At 67.7% G+C, this 18156-nt stretch carries 14 protein-coding genes; 7 read left to right on the top strand and 7 right to left on the bottom strand.

Annotated elements, in window-relative coordinates:
• The first annotated feature begins 23 nt into the window (after positions 1–23).
• Both QH168_RS10915 and QH168_RS10910 read left to right on the top strand, forming a co-directional pair.
• Positions 24–596, top strand: a complete 573-nt coding sequence (locus QH168_RS10915; protein WP_280234453.1) for a TetR/AcrR family transcriptional regulator — start codon at positions 24–26, stop codon at positions 594–596.
• Positions 597–883: 287 nt separating this feature from the next.
• A complete protein-coding gene (locus tag QH168_RS10910) occupies positions 884–1204 on the top strand; it encodes a hypothetical protein (RefSeq protein ID WP_280234452.1) in 321 nt (106 codons plus the stop codon).
• Positions 1205–1219: 15 nt separating this feature from the next.
• Here QH168_RS10910 and QH168_RS10905 read toward each other — a convergent pair whose 3' ends face one another.
• Positions 1220–1693, bottom strand: coding sequence for a nitroreductase family deazaflavin-dependent oxidoreductase (locus tag QH168_RS10905; RefSeq protein ID WP_280234450.1), 474 nt, complete (start codon positions 1691–1693; stop codon positions 1220–1222).
• Positions 1694–2025: 332 nt separating this feature from the next.
• Positions 2026–3462: a type I glutamate--ammonia ligase gene (gene glnA / locus QH168_RS10900; protein ID WP_280234448.1), complete on the bottom strand. Its 1437-nt coding sequence runs from the start codon at positions 3460–3462 to the stop codon at positions 2026–2028.
• Positions 3463–3714: 252 nt separating this feature from the next.
• Between glnA and QH168_RS10895 the strand changes: the two genes are divergently transcribed.
• A complete protein-coding gene (locus tag QH168_RS10895; RefSeq protein ID WP_280234447.1) occupies positions 3715–4245 on the top strand; it encodes an RDD family protein in 531 nt (176 codons plus the stop codon).
• Between the two features lie 39 nt (positions 4246–4284).
• On the opposite strand, the gene QH168_RS10890 is transcribed toward QH168_RS10895, so the two are convergent.
• Positions 4285–5151, bottom strand: a complete 867-nt coding sequence (locus QH168_RS10890) for an alpha/beta fold hydrolase (RefSeq protein WP_280234533.1) — start codon at positions 5149–5151, stop codon at positions 4285–4287.
• Between the two features lie 215 nt (positions 5152–5366).
• A complete protein-coding gene (locus QH168_RS10885; protein ID WP_280234446.1) occupies positions 5367–6101 on the bottom strand; it encodes a DUF4191 domain-containing protein in 735 nt (244 codons plus the stop codon).
• Between the two features lie 244 nt (positions 6102–6345).
• Between QH168_RS10885 and QH168_RS10880 the strand changes: the two genes are divergently transcribed.
• The 3 genes from QH168_RS10880 to QH168_RS10870 are packed head-to-tail and all read left to right on the top strand — an operon-like array spanning position 6346 to position 11854.
• Complete coding sequence (locus QH168_RS10880) at positions 6346–8010, top strand: CocE/NonD family hydrolase (protein ID WP_280234443.1); 1665 nt, start codon at positions 6346–6348, stop codon at positions 8008–8010.
• On the top strand, positions 8007–9587 hold the full coding sequence (locus tag QH168_RS10875) for a M20/M25/M40 family metallo-hydrolase (RefSeq protein ID WP_280234442.1): 1581 nt from the start codon (positions 8007–8009) through the stop codon (positions 9585–9587). Before QH168_RS10880 ends, QH168_RS10875 begins: the two co-directional genes overlap by 4 nt.
• Entirely contained in the window at positions 9584–11854 is a 2271-nt protein-coding gene (locus QH168_RS10870; protein WP_280234441.1) for an alpha/beta fold hydrolase, read from the top strand. Before QH168_RS10875 ends, QH168_RS10870 begins: the two co-directional genes overlap by 4 nt.
• Positions 11855–11914: 60 nt before the next feature.
• On the opposite strand, the gene QH168_RS10865 is transcribed toward QH168_RS10870, so the two are convergent.
• Entirely contained in the window at positions 11915–13354 is a 1440-nt protein-coding gene (locus tag QH168_RS10865; protein ID WP_280234440.1) for a metallopeptidase, read from the bottom strand.
• 260 nt (positions 13355–13614) lie between these two features.
• Positions 13615–14559, bottom strand: a complete 945-nt coding sequence (locus QH168_RS10860; RefSeq protein WP_280234439.1) for an endonuclease/exonuclease/phosphatase family protein — start codon at positions 14557–14559, stop codon at positions 13615–13617.
• 103 nt (positions 14560–14662) lie between these two features.
• Between QH168_RS10860 and QH168_RS10855 the strand changes: the two genes are divergently transcribed.
• Positions 14663–14950 carry an HPr family phosphocarrier protein gene (locus QH168_RS10855; protein WP_280234438.1) on the top strand — a complete coding sequence of 96 codons (288 nt, stop codon included), beginning with the start codon at positions 14663–14665 and terminating at the stop codon, positions 14948–14950.
• Between the two features lie 151 nt (positions 14951–15101).
• Here the strand turns inward: QH168_RS10855 and QH168_RS10850 are convergent, their stop codons facing one another.
• The gene (locus QH168_RS10850; protein WP_280234436.1) at positions 15102–18113 is read right to left on the bottom strand and encodes a bifunctional [glutamine synthetase] adenylyltransferase/[glutamine synthetase]-adenylyl-L-tyrosine phosphorylase; all 3012 of its coding nucleotides are present in this window, start codon (positions 18111–18113) and stop codon (positions 15102–15104) included.
• Between the last annotated feature and the right edge of the window lie 43 nt (positions 18114–18156).

Here is an 18156-nt window from a genome sequence, read left to right as displayed (position 1 = left end):
TGTCCGCCGACAAGAGAGCCAGCATGGACGAATCCCCCGATCGCCGGGTGCGCAGGACCCGGAACCTGCTGCATCGCGCGCTGATCGAGTTGATGATCGAACGCGGATACGAGCGGGTGACGGTCACCGATGTCATCGACCGCGCCGACGTCGGCCGCTCCACTTTCTACGCGCATTACCGCGACAAGGACGACCTGCTCGTGGTGAGCTGCACCGATTTCCTGCGCCGGGAGATCGACCGGGTGCGCGGGGCGCATGGCTCACCGCTGGCTCCGCTGCGGGTGATGTTCCGGCTGGCCGCCGACTACCCGGACGTCTACCGGCCCCTGATCGGCCCGAAGAGCAGCGCGACCGTGCTGCGGGCTTACCAGCGGTCGGTCACCAGCATCGTCACCGAACAACTCGACGGGCGGCTCGAGATGGACCAGAGCGAGTTCGCCGATACGGTCGCGTTTCTGTCGTGGGGGTTGATCGGACTACTCGAGTCGGTCATCGACACGAAGGACCCGACGCCGCCCGCGACTTCGTGGAAGCGGTTCGAGACGCTGTGCACGTCGGGCCTCGCGGATCGTATGAGACCGGCGGGCTCGGGGTGAGCGGCAAAAGGACTCCGCCTCGGATCGGTTCGGACTACCCACCGTCACGAGTTCGCGGCCGCGCGCCCTGTCCGACCCTGGTGCCCACGGTCACCGCACTTCCGCCCGATCGCTGTCGGTGACGTTGCCGCAGTGGATGCCTACTGACACCCCCGACCACACCCCGTGGCAGAGATCGGGCCAGGGCGGGCGGCGAAGGATGGCGAGGGTGGCGCCGTCGGCATCCGATCGCCTCCCACCGGATTCTCGCAACCCTGCCGCATACCCACCGACAAGCCGGGTATGCCGTGCTCGAGGCGGCCATATCGCCGCCGGTCAGCAGCGGTAACGGTCAGGAGGATGTCATGGGTGTTGTTCACCGAGTGGTCGCGTCGATCGCAGTTGCCGCGGCTATGGCGCTCACCGGGGCTGGGGTTGCGGGGGCTCAGCCGGAGGCTCCCGAGCCGGAGTCGCCGCTGACCCAGTACATGGAGATGTTGCCGCCCGCGCCGGAGGGGTGTGCGGCGATGTGGGATCCGATCGAGGATCGGATCGAGGATTCGGTGCCGCCGCAGGCGCAGGAGGCGTTCGACGCGTTCGACGACTGGTGCGAAGGCGATGAAGACTGACGCCCGCGAGGCGGGTCAGCGAACGGTGAGGCGGACCACCGGGTAGATCCGCTTGGACTTGGCCTGGTATTTCCCCAGACGGGGCTGGTCGGCGACGATGCGTTTCCACGCCTGCTCGCGGTCGTCGCCGTCGAGGCGCTGCGGAGTCACCGGTACGGCATCGTGGCCCGGCAGCTCCATCGACACCTTGTCGGGATGCGCCATCAGGTTGACGTACCAGTCCGGGTTCAGGCTCCCACCGCCCGAGGCGACGACCAATTTGGCGTCCTCCCCGTCCGGGAACCAGGCGATCGGCGATTCCCGATGCTCACCGCTCCGTCGCCCGACCGTGTGCAGGATCAACACATCCATCCCCATGACCTTGCCGCTGCGTTTGCGGCGCATACGCCGGTTGGTCCTGGCGTTCATCGTGCGCTGCATCCACCGCGAGAGCGGGCCGGGTGTTCCGGGTTTGCGTTCGGTGCGACCGCTGCCCTGCTCGCCTGCCATGCCTGACCTCCCAGTTGGTTTCTCGGTCCATGCCGCGATCGTTCAGGCTCGCCGCATTCCGGCTTTCACGTTAGCCACGGCCACCACGGGGACGCTTCTCGATTCCTGATCGCTGCGAGCAGGAATCACCCATGGCAGCGCCGTCTGTACTACGCCGATTGTCCCTCGCTCGACTGCACCGGTTGCGACTCGGGGGCAGTGCGCTGCGACATCGGACACCCAGATTTCTTCATTTGGTGAATGATTCGACCTCGGCCCCACGAGCCCGAAACGGGACGAGCCCTCCCGCACCGTAGTGCGGGAGGGCTCGAAACATCTTGCGTTACTTCGATTTACACGTCGAAGTACAGCTCGAACTCGTACGGGTGCGGGCGCAGGTTCACCGGGGCGATTTCCTGCTCGCGCTTGATGTTGATCCAGGTCTCGATCAGGTCCTCGGTGAAGACGTTGCCTTCGGTGAGGTAGTCGTGATCGGCCTCGAGGCGGTCGATGACGGTGGCCAGGCTGGTGGGGGCCTGCGGGATGTTCTTGGCCTCCTCCGGCGGAAGCTCGTAGAGGTCCTTGTCGACCGGGGCCAGCGGCTCGATCTTGCGCTTGATGCCGTCGAGACCGGCCATCATCATGGCGGCGAAGGCCAGGTACGGGTTGCCCGAGGAGTCCGGCGCGCGGAACTCGATGCGCTTGGCCTTCGGGTTGTTGCCGGTGACCGGGATGCGGACCGCGGCGGAGCGGTTGCGCTGCGAGTACACCAGGTTGATCGGGGCCTCGTAGCCCGGAACCAGGCGGTGGTAGGAGTTCACGGTCGGGTTGGTGAACGCCAGCAGCGACGGCGCGTGATGCAGGATGCCGCCGATGTAGTGACGCGCCAGATCCGACAGACCGCCGTAGCCGGACTCGTCGTGGAACAGCGGCTTGCCGTCCTTCCACAGCGACTGGTGCACGTGCATGCCCGAGCCGTTGTCACCGAAGAGCGGCTTCGGCATGAAGGTGACGGTCTTGCCTTCCTGCCATGCGGTGTTCTTGACGATGTACTTGAACAGCTGCAAGTCGTCGGCCGCCGAGAGCAGGGTGTTGAACTTGTAGTTGATCTCGGCCTGACCGGCGGTGCCGACCTCGTGGTGGCCGCGCTCGAGTTCGAAGCCGGCCTGCTGGAGGTTGGTGGAGATCTTGTCGCGCAGGTCCACGTAGTGGTCGTACGGCGCGACGGGGAAGTAACCGCCCTTGTTGCGGACCTTGTAGCCGCGGTTGAGGGTGCCGTCCGGGTTGAACTCGGCACCGGTGTTCCAGGAACCCGAGACCGACTCGATCTCGTAGAAGGCGCCGTTCATGGCCGAGTCGTAGCGGATCGAGTCGAAGATGTAGAACTCCGCCTCGGCGCCGAAGTACGCGGTGTCGGCGATACCGGTGGAGCGCAGGTACTCCTCCGCCTTGCGCGCGATGTTGCGCGGGTCGCGGGAGTAGGCCTCGCGGGTGAACGGGTCGTGCACGAAGAAGTTCAGGTTCAGCGTCTTGGCCGCGCGGAACGGGTCGAGCTGCGCGGTGCTGTAGTCGGGCAGCAGCAGCATGTCCGACTCGTCGATCGACTGGAAACCACGCACGGAGGAGCCGTCGAAAGCCAGCCCTTCCTCGGCGAGATCGGCGGTGAACGCCTGCGCCGGGATGGAGAAGTGCTGCTGAACACCGGGCAGATCGCTGAAGCGGATGTCGACGTATTCGACGTCCTTGTCAGCGATGTATTTGATGACCTCGTCGGCCGTGCTGAACGTCACTTAGTTCTCCTTACGGATAGTTTCCCAGGCCAGTGTCGATTGCATGGGCGTCGCGACCAGACGGTATGGACGCGGTGTTTCCCGGCAGTCAAGGTTGTGTTTCGCCAGTGTTACACGTGCGATCGAACGGGTGGCATGTGCCACCCACGCTCCGGCAATAGCGCCATTGTGCCATCCGTGACCTGGGCCGACGGCGTGAGCACCGGTTATGCGGTGGATGGTGACCTGCCGCACCCACCTATTCTGGAAGCCATGGCACGTATCACCGGATCCTGGCTTTCCGGACCGACAGCGGATCCGGGTGATCCGGCAACTCCCGAGTTCCGCGGCGAACACATCGGGCTGCCGCGTTCCGGTGCGGGATCGCTGGTCGGGCTCGGCCGCCGGATCGCGGCGCTGATGGTGGACTGGGTGATCTCGATGGGTATCGCGGCATTGATCGTGCGGCCGAACCCGCAGCAGATCATCGCCGACCTCGACCTTCCGGCCGATAAGCAGCCGCCGACCAACTTCGAGGCCGTGGTGAGCGCGTTGAGCACCCCGACCTGGCTGGTATGGGTGGTGATCGGCATCCTCGCGGTATCGCTGTTCGGGTTCACACCGGGTCAGTACTTCCTGCGCCTGCGGGTGATCCGGGTCGACGCGCCGGTCCGGGTGGGTTTCGTGCGTGCGCTCGGCCGCCAGCTGCTGCTCATCTTCGTCGTGCCCGCCCTGTTCACCGACGCCGACGGGCGCGGTATGCACGATCGGGCGACGGGGACCGCGGTGGTGCGTTCCCGCTGAGCCCCGCGCCTCTCGACAGAGACGCGGGGACAGTAGCGGTCACTCGAGGACGCGTCCAAGGAACTCACGCATCAACGCCGCGATCTCCACACCGTGCGTTTCCAGCGCGAAATGCCCGGCGTCGAGCAGATGCAGTTCCGCGTCCGGCAGGTCGCGCAGATAGGCGCGGGCGCCGTCGGCTCCGAAGATCTCGTCATGGGCGCCCCAGGTGATGAGGGTCGGCGGACGATGCTCGGCGAAATACTTCTGGAACGTGGGGTAGCCGTCGAGGTTGAACTGGTAGTCCCAGAACAGCTGGAGCTGGATCTCCTTGTTGCCCGGACGGTCGAGATATGCCTGATCGAGAGTCCAGGTATCGGGATTGACGAGGTCGACGCGATCGGCGGGCACGCCGTGCAGATACTGCCATGTCGTGGCGTCGAGCTCGAGGAGCGTGCGCACCTGCTGCTCGTTGGCCTGCCGGTCCTTCGCGTGCGCGAACAGCACGTCCCAGAACGGGGTGAAGCCCTCGACGTAGGCGTTGCCGCTCTGGGTGATCAGTGCGGTCACCCGTTCCGGATGCCGAGCGGCGATGCGCAATCCGATGGGTGCGCCGTAGTCCTGGATGTAGAGCGCGAAGCGGGCGATGCCGAGGGTGTCGAGCAGGGCTTCGGTGATGTCGGCGAGCTTGTCGAAGCTGTAGTCGAATTCGTCCACTCCCGGCATATCCGATCGGCCGAAGCCGATGTGGTCGGGTGCGATCAGATGGTAGGTGTCGCCCAGTTCGGCCAGCAGGGTGCGGAACATGGCCGAGCTGCTCGGAAAGCCGTGCAGCAGCACGACGGTGGGAGCCGTGGGGTCTCCGGCTTCGCGGTAGAAGACATTCAGCCCGTCGATGCTGACGGTGCGGTGGTGGATGGCGATCATGCTCGTGTCCTTCTCGGTCGATGTCGGATCGGTCTTGTAACCGTTCATCGACTGTTTAAAGGTTAGAGATGCGGGTGGACATTCCCGCATCGGCGAAACTTTGTCGAGTTTTCTCGGTGACCCAACCCCAGGCCCGTCGCTAACTGGCCTTATAGCGATCACAAATAAAAAAAGAGCCCGCGCCCCACAGGGACACGGGCTCGATGCCTGCGCGGTCAGCGCCTGCGGATGGTGCGCTGTACGCCGCGCATCTTGGCGCCCGCGGGCATCGGGCCCTTCGGCAGGGCGGGGCCGGTGCGCGAGCTGAGGGCGGCGAGGCGTCCTTCGATGAGGTCGATGCGCTTGGCGTCGATATTGCGGGGCAGTTTGGTGAGGTAGCGCTGCAATTCCTTCAGCGGTACCTGACCTTCCTCGTTACCGATGATGACGTCGTAGATCGGGGTATCGCCCACCAGCCGGGCGGTGCGCTTCTTCTCCTGCGCCAGCAGCGACTTCAACCGCTGCGGGGCACCCTCGGCGACGAAGATGACACCGGGCAGGCCGACCACGCGATGCACGGCGTCGAGCTGGGTGGTGGCGGCGACACCGTTGCTGACCCGCCATTTGCCTTGCAGATTGTCCAGTACCCAGGCCGCGGCGCCCGCCTGACCTTCGGCCTTGCTGTAGACCGAACGCTGCACCCGGCGGCCGAAGATGATGAACGCGACGAGCACACCGAGCAGAATGCCGAGCGGCAGCAGGAACCATTGCAGGCCGAAGATCAGCCCGATCAGGAAGAACACGACGGTGATGCCGACCAGCGCGCCGATCATCAGCGGCAACAGCAGCTTGTCTTCCTTGCGCTGCATCTGGAACGCCTGCCACAGCTGCTGGCGGCGCTCCTTCGACTGCTGTTTGCGGGCCGCTTTCGCCGCGGCCTTCGCTTCCTTGGTGGGCTTACCTGCTGGCATGTCTCTCAGAATAGTGCCCACGGGTGAACGTCTCGCCACGGGACGACCAGCGCTCACCGGGGCCGCACCTGCGATCATGTCTCTACGGCGATCCGGCCGCCCGCGACGTCGGCGGTGTCGACGGCACCCCCGGTTCCGGGGGCTGGACGTGCGTCCGGCAACCGGATACTTCTTAGGTGCGCTGCCGACGTAGTCCGTCGCCGGTCCGCGCATGGACCGGAACGGATGCGGAGGTGCTCGAGCGGTGAGCCGACGACCGGTCCTGATGCGCGCGCTCCTGCTCGTTCTCGGCGTCCTCGTGGTGGTGACCGCCGGGGTACCCGTGATGGGCAGCGCGCAGCCGCAGCCGCCGTACCAGTGGCGCGAGACCTACATCGACGCACCGGACGGCACCCGGCTGCACGCCGATATCCTGCGCCCGACCGGTCTCGCCGACGATGCCCGCACCCCGGTGATCCTCACCGTCAGCCCGTATCGCGCGCATTCGGCCTACCTGAGCGAACCGCGCCTCGGCGGCGGGCCGTCGGTGGAGAACCTCACACCGGAGCTGTTCCTGAACGCCGGATACACCTACGTCATCGTGGACCTGCGGGGATTCGGCGGCTCGTCGGGCTGCCCTGACTTCGGCGGGCCTGGTGAGCGCGCGGATGTGTTCACCGCGGTGGAATGGGCGGCGCAGCAACCGTGGTCCACCGGCAAAGTCGGGATGTGGGGCACCTCGTACGAAGCCTGGACGGGGCTGATGGGGTTGGCGACCAGACCGGAGGGACTGGCCGCGGTGGCCGCGTTCGAACCGGTGGTCGACCCATACACCTACCTGTACATGCAGGGTGTGTCGTGGAAGTTCTCCGGTAAACCGGTCACCGAGGACGGCGTGCGCCCCGCTGATCTGGCGGGCTTCGAGCACGTGCTGATCGCGTCCACCCCGCCGCACCCCGGCGACTCCCCCGAATATCGGGCCAACGCCGGGCAACTGCCGATGCAGTGCTACGCCCGCTACCTCGAACAGATCACCGACCACAACGGCGGCACCGAATTCTGGCGCGACCGCGATCTGGTCGCGAAGCTGGACGGCAACACAACGCCGCTGTTCCTCGGACAGGGGTTCCTCGACTACAACACTCGCGCCTACCGCTCGCTGGAACTCTGGAACAACCTCGGACCGGGCGACCACAAGGCCTGGTTCGGGCAGTGGGGGCACCAGACCTGCCACGAGAAGTGCGCGACCCCGCATTTCGACGCCGAACTGCTGGCATTCTTCGACAAGCATGTGGCCGGGCGTGATGTGCAGGTACCGGGGCCGCGGATCACCGTCGGACAGTTCGATGGGCGATGGCGCGGGGAAACGCAATGGCCCGCGGCCGACACGGTGCGGGTGCCGGTCGACCTGCGCACCGGTCGCTACACCGACCGTGGGCTGCTGCCCGGACCGGACCGGGAGATCTGGTCGGTGACCGAACCGTTCGCGCGCGAAGTACATCTGTCGGGCGTTCCGTCGGCGACAGTGACGCTGAACGGTCCGCCGACCGCGACGGTGGCGGTGGAGCTGTTCGATATCGGCCCGGACAATCGCGCCGTCGTCATCACCCGCGGTATCGCGCCGGTGAGCAATACCGCACACGTGCAGCTCCTCGCCCAGGACTGGCCGATCGCGGCAGGTCATCGGCTCGGTGTGCGCATCACCGATGTGGTGGACGATGTGTGGTCGCACTCCCCCGCCTTCGCCGAGGTCACCGTGACCGCCGCCCGTCTCGAGGTCCCCGTGCTCACCGCGCCGCGCACCGCCGACCTCCCCGGCGGTATCGGTGAAGCCCTCCCCAAATGGCAGCACCGGAAGACCCGCACCCTCGACGCCGGGGTGGTGAACAATGCAGTGGTGCCCATGAACCTGCCCACTGCCACCCGATGAACGAAGCCGCGCGGAACGAACCCGAGGGTGCTACGCCGATCGGTTCGGCCGACGATGCGACGGATGCCGACAGACAGCGCGAGTCCGGGGAAGCGCCCGGCGTCGCGACAGCCGCGTCCGCGCGGCATCCTGACGGCGTCGGGCTGTCGGAGTCCACTGATGGCGCCGGGGTTGCGGGTGGGGCGCCGCGTATCGGCAGTCCGGCCGATCACCGTGGCGTCGACGACGCGACTGCCGAGCGGCTGGCGGCGGCTCTGCGGTGTGCCACGGTGTCGCGAGAGGATCCCGCCGACACCGACGACGCGGCGTTCGCGCTGCTGGCCGCGCACCTCGAGCGCTCGTTCCCCCTGGTGCACGCGGAGCTGGAACTCGAGATCTTCGGGTACAGCAGGCTCTACACCTGGCGTGGTGCCGATCCGGCGCGGACGGCGGCGATTCTGCTGGCGCATCAGGATGTGGTGCCCGCCGATGATCAGCCGCATTGGACCCATCCGCCGTTCGCGGGGGTGGTGGATGACGAATTCATCTGGGGGCGTGGGGCGATCGACGACAAGAGCCGGGTCATGGCCCTTCTGGAGGCGGTCGAGGCGGCACTGGGCGCGGGGGTGCGGCCCGCGCGGACGGTGTATCTGGCGTTCGGTCACGACGAAGAGGTCTTCGGCGATGACGGCGCGGTACGGATGGCGCAGACATTGCGCGAACGCGGAGTGCGCGCCGAGTTGCTGCTCGATGAGGGCGGGGTGATCACCGAGGGCGTGGCCGATGGCGTGGACCAGCCGGTGGCCTCGATCATGCTGGGAGAGAAGGGATATGCGACCGTTCGGCTGTCGGTGACGGATACCGGCGGGCATTCCTCGATGCCGGGCAGGCAGACGGCGGTCGGGCGGATCGCGCGGGCGGTCGGGCGCATTCAGGATCGGCCGATGCCGCTGCGGTTGACGCCGGTGGTCGTCGATATGCTCGCCCGGCTGCGCGAGGCCATGCCCGCGACCAGGCGCAGGCTGCTGGGGCTGACCGGGATCGCGGGGCCCGTGGTCGCGCGAGTGCTGGCCGCGAGGCCGCAGACCGAGGCGATGGTGCGCACGACGACCGCGCCGACCGTCATCCGGGGCGGGGTGAAGGCGAATGTGCTGCCGCAGTATGCCGAAGCACTGGTGAATTTCCGCATCCTGTCCGGTGATTCGGTGGCCGGGGTGCTGCGACATTGCCGCCGCGTGGTCCGCGACGACGGGGTGCGGATCGAGCTGGTCGGCATGTCCTCGGAGCCCTCACAGGTCGGCGCACCCGGCCCGGCCTTCGATCGGATCGCTCGCCTGGCCACCGATGTGGTGCCCGGTATCGCCGTGACCACCGGCATCGTCCCCGGCGCCACCGACTCCCGCCATTACGACGATCTGGCCGACACCCGCTGCAACTTCGCCCCGGTCGTCTTCGACCAGACCGACCTCGAACGCATCCATGGAACCGATGAACGGATCTCCCGAGTGAACTACGCTCGCCTCATCGAATTCAACCGGCGGCTGATAGACCAGCTCGCCGACCCGGCGCCAAGCACCACACGAGGAACCGACACATGAGCCAAGCCGCCGAGCCGGACAAGCAATCCGCCTCGAACACCACCGATTCCGATCCGACCTCCGCCACGGGCAACGCGCCCACCGCGGATATCGCGGCGAGTTCTGCGTCTACCGGGACGAGTGCCGCGAACGGCGAGACCGGTACCGGAAAGGCCGCGGCGAAGGCGAAGACCCCGGCCAAGGCCCCCGCCAAGAAGGCACCCGCGAAGCGCGCCCCACGTGCGGCCAAGAGCGCCGACTCGGGTGCTGCGGCTGACGGCAGCGGCTCCGGCGATGCCCCGAAGGATGCCGCGTCCGGCGCAGCGGCGAAGCGTGCCGGTTCCCGACCGGCAGCCAAGAAATCCGCCTCCGGCACCGCCGCAAAGAGCGCCTCCGGTGCTGCCGCAAAGGCCACCACTTCCGGTACCACCGCCGAGGGTGCAGACCTGGGCACATCCGCGAAGAGCACCGGTTCCGACTCGGCGGCAAAGAAGACCACCGCCGGTACCGCTGCGAAGAGCACTGCCTCCGGCGCTGCCGCGAAGACCGCTGCGTCCGGCACTGCCGCGAAGCGCACGGACGCGAAGGGCGCCGGCCCGGCAGCGAAGAAGGCTGCGGCGAAACCTGCCACCGAATCCGTGAGCGGTTCGACGGGCAAGGCCGAAGCCGATGCGGGCACCGGCGACACCGGCGCGCAGGCCGCCAAGAGCGCGCCGCGTGCCCGCAAGAGCACCTCGACGACCGCGGGCACAGCCGCGAAGAAGGTCGCTGCCAAGAAGCCGGGTGCGAAGGCGACGGCGAAACGTGCCGTTGCCGCGGCCGATGCGGACGTGACGTCGACCGATCCGGCCGCAGCCGTGGCCGCTGATGCGAAGGCGGCCGGGAGCGCGTCGTCGACCGGCAAGTCCGCCCCGGCCAGCAGTCCTGCGAAGAAGCGGACCGCGAAGACCGCAGCAGGTGGCGCGCCCACTACACGTGCGGCGGCGAAGTCCACGAATTCCGAAGCCGACTCCACCGCCGACGAGAAGGCCGGTGAGGTCGCTGCGGACGAGACCCCGGCCGGGGACGTCACCGGTACCGGCACAGCGACCACGCACGCCGCCACGGTCACCCCTGACGCCAGCGCCGACGAGGGCGCCGAATCGGCAGCCATAGTTTCCGACGATGCCGAGCCCACCGACGCAGCCAATTCCACGGTGGCGACCGCCTCCACCGGCTCGGACACAGGTGCGACCACAACAAGCACAAGCGCGGCCGAGGAATCCGCGGCCACGCCGGACTCGACCAGCCCCGAACCGGCGACCGACACCGATGAGTCCGGCGCCGACGACGCGGGCGGAGTGGAGCCGACAGCATCAGCGGACTCGGCCGATACTCCCCCGGCAACAGCCGATGATGAAACCTCGAATGACGCGGTCGCGGAAGGGTCGGACGCCGCACCGGCCGGTCCCGGCACACCTGCCGATACCGGCTCCTTCATCGATCATGGTGCTCGGATCGACTGGCGTGCTTGGCTTCCCGAGAACGCGGCGCGTGGTGTGATCGTGCTGGTGCATGGTGTCGCCGAGCATGCCGGACGCTACGAGCACGTCGGGCAGCGCCTGTCCGGTGCCGGGTTCGCGGTGTACGCGTTGGATCATCCGGGGCACGGCACGTCCGATGGGAATCGGGCGAATATCGGGTCGATGGATTCGGCGGCCGACAATGTGGCCACACTGCTCGCGCTGGCGCGGCGGGACTTCCCGGAGCTGCCCGCGTTCCTGCTCGGACATTCGATGGGCAGTCTGATCGTGCTGTTCCTGGCGACGCGCGCGCCGATCGAGGTCGACGGTGTGGTCGTATCGGCGCCGCCGCTCGATATCCCGGTGGGTAATCCGATCCAGCGTCTGCTGGCGCCGGTGCTCACCCGGTTGACGCCGAATCTCGGTGTGCTGATGTTGGATTCCTCCGATATCAGCCGGGATCCGAAGGTCGTCGCGGCCTACGACAGCGATCCCCTGGTGTTCCGCGGCAAGCTGCCCGCGCGCACCGCCACCGAGATCCTGAACGCGTCGGTGGCGGTCAAGGGCCGGTTGCACCGGCTGACCGTGCCGACGCTGGCCATGCACGGGACCGCCGATACCATCGCGGCGCCGTCGAGCACCGATCTCATCGAGAAGGGCGCGGGCACCGAGGATCTCACCGTGCGGCGCTACGACGGCCTGTACCACGAGATCTTCAACGAGCCCGAGCAGGACCAGGTGCTCACCGATGTCGTCGACTGGTTGGAAGCGCACCTCGGCCAGTAGTCAGCGAAAGGCGCCGAGGTCGAACCAATCGACCTCGGCGCCTTCGCTGTTCGTACTACGTCAGTTGTACTTGTTCGCGCAGGCCGCCTCACCCTGCAACACACCGAGGCGGAAGGCCTCGAGTCGCAGGTAGCCGCTTTCCACGGTCTTACCGTTGACGTCGCTGGCCGCCAGACCGTCCGACAGCAGGCCGGAGATGGCCTCGTCCAGGTCACCGGCCGACAGCCGGACTTCGCTGCCTTCCTTGCTCAGTTCGGTGGTCACCGCACCGGTCAGGCAGGAGGTCCGCAGACCGGCGGTTTCGGCGCCCTCCAGCGACAGTCCGCGCGCCTGCTGTACGGCAAGGGTGTAGCGGGAGATGAAGACGACGAACGCGTTGTAATCGCCGCTGACGATCGCCGACAGCGGTTTGTCCTCGTCTTCGAGGGGGCCACCGCGTTCGGCCAGCGCCGCGATATCGGTGCCGATGGAGTTGCTGCCCGGGCAGTAGGACACCGGCTCGGTGACGGTCACGCCGGAGCAGCTGGCGGCCACACCGGAGTAGTCGTACTGCGGGACGGTGTCGGCCGGAAGCGCCTTCGCGGCGGCATTGGCCACGCTGACCAGCGATTCCTCATCGACCGGCAGCTGGCGGTCGCCGTTGTCGTCCTCGAAGGTGATCGGCAGACCCGAGCGACGCTGTTCGATCTCGTCCTCGTTGATGGACTTGCAGGCTTCGGCGCCGCTGGTGTAACCCATCTGCACCGCCGTCACCCGCTCGAACGCCGAACCGTGCACATTGTCCGGATCGTCGGGGTCACGGTCGCGCACCGCGACGGTCGCGCCGAGCACGCCGTTGAGTCCGTCGGTGGTGTTCATCGTGAAGTACTTGGAATCGCCTTCGGCGACATAGCGCAGGTACACACCGGCCAGGCAGTCGGCCTGCTGTTCCCGGACCAGGCCGGGCGTGCGACGGTCGGAGATCTTGGCCTGGCCCTGGAGGGCGTGGCCGTATTCGTGTGCGAGCACCATCACGACCGACATGTCACCGAACTCTTTGACCAGCTCGGGCAGCAGCACACCGCGGTCCCAGCCGATCGAATGGTCGGTGCTGCAATAGGCGGCATTGACCATCTGGTAGGTGTCGATCGTGCAGAACTCGACCGCCTCGGACTTCGACGCCAGCGCCGACCACGAGATCAGCTGGTCGACCGGCTCGAACGTGCCGGGAAAGGTCTTGCTGTACTCGGTCTTCCAGAACTCCTGGACGTCGTAGACCGCATTGAGGGCGAGCTGGTCCATCGGACCGCCGTCACCGTTCTCGGCCTGGATCGGCGCGTCCGGAGCGTCATCACGTGGGCCGCTCGGTCCGGTGCTCGATGTCGCACCGGCGATCTGCCACGGATTGTCCTGCCCCGGACCCGACTGCGCCGCCTCGGCCGATTCCGAACAGCCGGTGAGTACCAGCGCGGCGCATGCCACGATGGCGGCGGTAAAGCGCAGCCGCTTGTTCCTTGTCACTTGATTGCCTCCCCAAGGTCGACCGGGCCGGAATACAACCCGGGCTCGGACCGACGCCGCATGCGTCTGCCGTCCGAGCGCTCCACATGGTAATCGCTCGGCCGCGCCGAAACGCATCGCAGCAGAGAAAATTCGCCACCGACGGATACACGCGCCCCCACCGCAACGAATCGGCGAGTGTCACCCGGCTGCGGCGTTTCGCGAGTAGCCCCGCCACCCGGTGCCACTCGCCGACGCCACCAGCGGTTGTGGTGGGCTGGTCAGTGCAGGCGGGTGTCGGCGAGGAGGGCGCGGTGGTCGGTGCCGGGGACGACCATGGTCCAGACTTTGTCGGCGGACGCGTCCGCCAGCAGGACATGATCGATGCCGATGACCGGGCCCCACCTGCGGTCCTGCGGGTAGGTGCGCAGCGGTCCGGCCCCGGCCTGGTCGGCGGCGGCTTCGAAACGGCCGCGCAGCAGATCGCGGAAGGCGCTGTGATCGCGGGTGGCGTTGAAGTCGGCGCCGACGATGGCCGGACGCTGTTCGAGTTCGAGAATGTCGCGGATGGCGCGTAGTTCGCGCTGCCAGCGGTCGAAGTCCAGCGGCGGCGGCACCGGGTGGAAGGCGTAGACGGCGATCGGACCGCGGTCGGGATGGTCCATGACGGCCGAGATGTTGTTGAGCAGGAATCCGTCGTAGTTCTCGGTGTCGCGCAGCGGGTATCGGCTGTAGATGCCGGTGCCGACGCCACCGGCCTCGGAATCTTCCAGATAGTGGTACGGCAGCAGCTCGTCGATGCCCGCGGCGGTGAGCCCGGCGACGGCGCCCGCGGTGAGTTCGTTCAAGGTGAGCACATCGACGCTCTGCCCGCGGACCGCGTCGACCACAGCGCCGGTGTCGGCGCCGCCGAACAGCAGATTGGACTGCATCACGGTCAGTTCGGGCCCGTCGGCGGCGTGACCGTCGGGTACGAAGATCGGCACCTGTGTCCACAGCACCGCCGCCACCGCGATCCCGGCGGCGATCATGCTGCGTCGGCCGCGGGCGATGGCGAACAGCACCAGCGCCACGACCGTCCCCAGCATCAGCAGCGACGCACCGGAGGCCAACAGCACCATCGTCCGCTGCTGCCATCCGCTGAAGTACAGCGCGATCCCCGCGACGCCCGTCGCGAGGGCAACCCACCCCGTGCCGAGCAGCGCTCGGTCCACCCACATTCGCATGTCTGGGACCTTAGAACGGGCCGGTGACCGATTCGTGGATCAATTGTGTGGATCCTGTGAGAATCACAGCGCCCTACACTCGTGTTCGGACAGGAGGGTGGCTATGTACTTCGAAGAGTTCGATTCCCCGGGCGCGCTGTCGCCCGCTACCGCCGAGGCCCTGGTCGACGTGGCGGGCCGATATTCCTCGACCATCGTCATCACCGCGAACGACCATTCGGTGCATGCACCGCTGTTGCCGTTGTGCTGGGCGGATCTGGGTATCGCGGCGGGCACCACTGTCACTGTCACCGCCGACAAGGGCCATCGCCCGCCGGACGTCGAGGACAGGAGTGCTCTGCGCGCATTCGTCGGCCGGTTCCGCGAGGTCACCGGATCGGATATTCGGTAGCGGGTTCCACCTCCTCCGCGTTCCGACCCAGCTCGGTCAGGGGCGATTCTGGTCCGACAGGCGTCCGACCTCCGCGACAACCACCGGCGCTTCGACGCTGCCGACTCGACCGCGTACTCGTCCGTGCGGCAGGACCAGGTAGCGACGCCGCTCAGCCTCCGAAGACCCGCTCCACCACGCCTTTCGCGCGTCGCGTGATCCGCATGTAGTTGTCCAGGAATTCTCCGCCGTCGCCGTTGCGCCAGCCCGCCGCGTACGCGACTGCCGAGAGTTGCGGGCCCGGCGCGGGCAGCTGGTCGCTGGGTTTGCCGCGGACCTGGACCAGGGCATTGCGGGCTTTGGTCGCGATCAGCCAGGCCTGGCGCAGCAGGTCGACATCGTCCGGATCGAGCAGGCCCTTCTGCTCGATGACGTCCAGCGATTCCAGGGTCGAGGTGTTGTGCAGCTCGGGCACCTCATGCGCGTGGCGCAGCTGCATGAGCTGCACGGTCCATTCGATATCGGCGAGCCCGCCGCGACCGAGTTTGGTGTGGGTGGCGGGGTCGGCGCCGCGCGGGAGCCGTTCGGAGTCGACGCGGGCCTTGATCCGGCGGATCTCGCGCACCGATTCGGCCGACACCCCGCCCGCCGGATACCGCACCTTGTCGATGACGTGCAGGAACCGGACGCCGAGTTCCTGATCACCCGCCACCTGATGGGCGCGCAGCAGCGCCTGCTCCTCCCACGGCTGCGCCCACTGCTGGTAGTAGGCGGCGTAGGAGGCGAGCGTGCGCACCAGAGCGCCGTTGCGGCCTTCCGGGCGCAGGGCGGCATCCACTTGCAGCGGCGGATCGGTGCTCGGCGCACCGAGCAGCCGCTGGACCCGCTCGGCAATGCCGATGGCCCATTTGACGGCCTTGGTCTCGTCTTCGCCCGGACGCGGATCGCAGACGAACAGCACATCGGCGTCGGAGCCGTAGCCCAGTTCCATACCGCCGAGCCTGCCCATGCCGATGACGGCGAAATCGGCGGGAGCGGGTGCGCCGCGTTCGGCCTCACTGGCGCGGATCACCGCACGCAGCGACGCCTCGAGCACCGCGACCCAGACCGACGACAAGGCCCGGCACACCCGCGGCACATCGAGCAGGCCGAGCAGATCGGCGGAGGCCACCCGCGCCAGTTCGTGTCGTCGCAGTGACCGTGCGGCCGCGACCGCGCGTTTCGGATCGTCGTAGCGCGCGGCGGCGGTGAGGATGCCGCGCGCGACCTCCTCCGGTTGCGGGCCGAGCAGCAGTGGGCCGCCGGGCCCGTCGGCGTACATGCGGATGGTTTCGGGCGCGTTGATCAGCAGATCCGGCAGATACGCCGAGGATCCGAGCACGATCATCAACCGTTGCGCGACCGCGCCCTCATCACGCAGTTCACGGAGGAACCAGGTCTGGTCGGCCAAACCCTCCGACACCCGGCGGTAGGCAAGCAGACCGGCATCCGGGTTGGGTGTGTCGCCCAACCATTCCAGCAGCGTCGGCAGCAGCAGCGCCTGGATGCGGCCCTTGCGTGACACCCCGCCGGTGAGCGCGCGCAGGTGGCCGAGGGCGTGTTCGGGCGCGGCGTAACCGAGTGCGGCAAGCTGGCGGACAGCGGCGTCGGGACTCAACCGCAGGGCGTCGGAATCCAGGCGGGCGACCGATTCCAGCAGCGGACGATAGAACAGTTTGGCGTGCAGGCGCCGGACCCGGACGGTGTTGCGGCGAATCTCGGTGCGCAGCACTCCCATCGCGTCCTGGCGGCCGTCGGGACGCATATGGGCGGCCCTGGCCAACCAGCGCATACCGTCGGCGTCGTCGTCGGCGGGCAAGGTGTGGGTGCGCTTGAGTCGCTGCAATTGCAGCCGGTGCTCGAGCAGACGCAGGAACTCGTAGGAGGCGGTGAGGTTGGCGGCGTCGTCACGGCCGACGTAGCCTTCGGCCGCCAGCGCCGTCAACGCTTCGACGGTGCCCTGTACATGCAGTGCCTCGTCCACCCGGCCGTGCACCAATTGCAGTAGCTGCACGGCGAATTCGACGTCACGCAAGCTGCCGTGCCCCAGCTTCAGTTCACGTTCCCGCATATCGGCGGGCACCAGATCTTCGACCCGGCGACGCATGGCCTGCACATCGGGCACGAAATCGGGGCGTTCGGAGGCCGACCACACCATGGGCATGAGTGCGGTGCGGTACTCCTCGCCGAGCGCTAGATCGCCGGTCATCGGGCGGGCCTTGAGCAGCGCCTGGAACTCCCAGGTGCGCGCCCAGCGCTGGTAGTAGGCGATATGAGATTCGAGGGTGCGCACCAGCGCACCGGCCTTGCCCTCGGGTCGCAGTGCCGCATCGACCTCGAAGAACGCGGCGCTGCCGATGCTCATCATCTCGGCGGCCAGGCGGGCCGCGGTCGAATCGGCGGGCTCGGCGACGAACACGATATCGACATCGCTGACGTAGTTGAGTTCGCGCGCACCACATTTGCCCATGGCGATCACCGCGAGCCGCACCGGACACGGCTCGTCCCGGCACACCCGAGCGACGGCCACCGACAGCGCCGCGGTCAAGGCCGCGTCGGCGAGATCGGCGAGGTGGCGGCCGACCACCTGATACGGCAGTACCGGTTCGTTCTCCACCGTGGCGGCGAGATCCTGGGCGGCCAGCAACATCAGCTGATCGCGGTAGCGTTTACGCAGCAGCGCAACGACTTCCGGCCCAGACTCTCCCGCCCGATACAGCATCGGCCCGGCGTGCGGACCGGTCTCCGGCGCCGCGTCGACGGCGTCGAGCAGATCGGCGACGAGTTCGGCGCGATCGGGAAGATCGGTGCGGCGCAGCGACTTCCACGCACCCGGATCGGCGACCAGATGATCGCCGAACGCGGTGGACGAGCCGACCAGCGCGAACAGTCTGCCGCGCAACGCCGTATCGGTGCGCAACGCCGCATCCAGCTCCGCCCAGTCGTGTCCGAGAGCTTCCCGGAGCCGGAGGAGGGTGGTCAGCGCCAGATCGGCGTCGGGCGCGCGCGAGAGCGCCCACAGCAGCGGAATGCCATCGATGTTGTCCCATGCCAGTTCGGCCAGGGAGGCGGCGGCCGTCGGCTCGAGTAATCCGAGACGGCCGACGCCGGGGACAGCGGAGCGGGCAGTCGGGGGCCGGACCATGTCTTCAAATTACATGTTCGCGGTGCGCTCATGGTGGGCGCGA

It is taken from the genome of Nocardia cyriacigeorgica, from assembly GCF_029868385.1.
Taxonomy (GTDB): domain Bacteria; phylum Actinomycetota; class Actinomycetes; order Mycobacteriales; family Mycobacteriaceae; genus Nocardia; species Nocardia cyriacigeorgica_F.
The sequence above is the reverse complement of the archived record's forward strand: the minus strand, read 5'-3'. Positions and strand labels throughout refer to the sequence as shown.

Bases quoted from the DNA above. Each gene is read 5' to 3' on its own strand.
- QH168_RS10885 (WP_280234446.1), bottom strand. From the start codon at position 6,101: ATGCCAGCAGGTAAGCCCACCAAGGAAGCGAAGGCCGCGGCGAAAGCG.
- QH168_RS10915 (WP_280234453.1), top strand. From the start codon at position 24: ATGGACGAATCCCCCGATCGCCGGGTGCGCAGGACCCGGAACCTGCTG.
- QH168_RS10850 (WP_280234436.1), bottom strand. From the start codon at position 18,113: ATGGTCCGGCCCCCGACTGCCCGCTCCGCTGTCCCCGGCGTCGGCCGT.
- QH168_RS10905 (WP_280234450.1), bottom strand. From the start codon at position 1,693: ATGGCAGGCGAGCAGGGCAGCGGTCGCACCGAACGCAAACCCGGAACA.
- QH168_RS10870 (WP_280234441.1), top strand. From the start codon at position 9,584: ATGAGCCAAGCCGCCGAGCCGGACAAGCAATCCGCCTCGAACACCACC.
- QH168_RS10895 (WP_280234447.1), top strand. From the start codon at position 3,715: ATGGCACGTATCACCGGATCCTGGCTTTCCGGACCGACAGCGGATCCG.
- QH168_RS10890 (WP_280234533.1), bottom strand. From the start codon at position 5,151: ATGATCGCCATCCACCACCGCACCGTCAGCATCGACGGGCTGAATGTC.
- QH168_RS10855 (WP_280234438.1), top strand. From the start codon at position 14,663: ATGTACTTCGAAGAGTTCGATTCCCCGGGCGCGCTGTCGCCCGCTACC.
- QH168_RS10860 (WP_280234439.1), bottom strand. From the start codon at position 14,559: ATGCGAATGTGGGTGGACCGAGCGCTGCTCGGCACGGGGTGGGTTGCC.
- QH168_RS10875 (WP_280234442.1), top strand. From the start codon at position 8,007: ATGAACGAAGCCGCGCGGAACGAACCCGAGGGTGCTACGCCGATCGGT.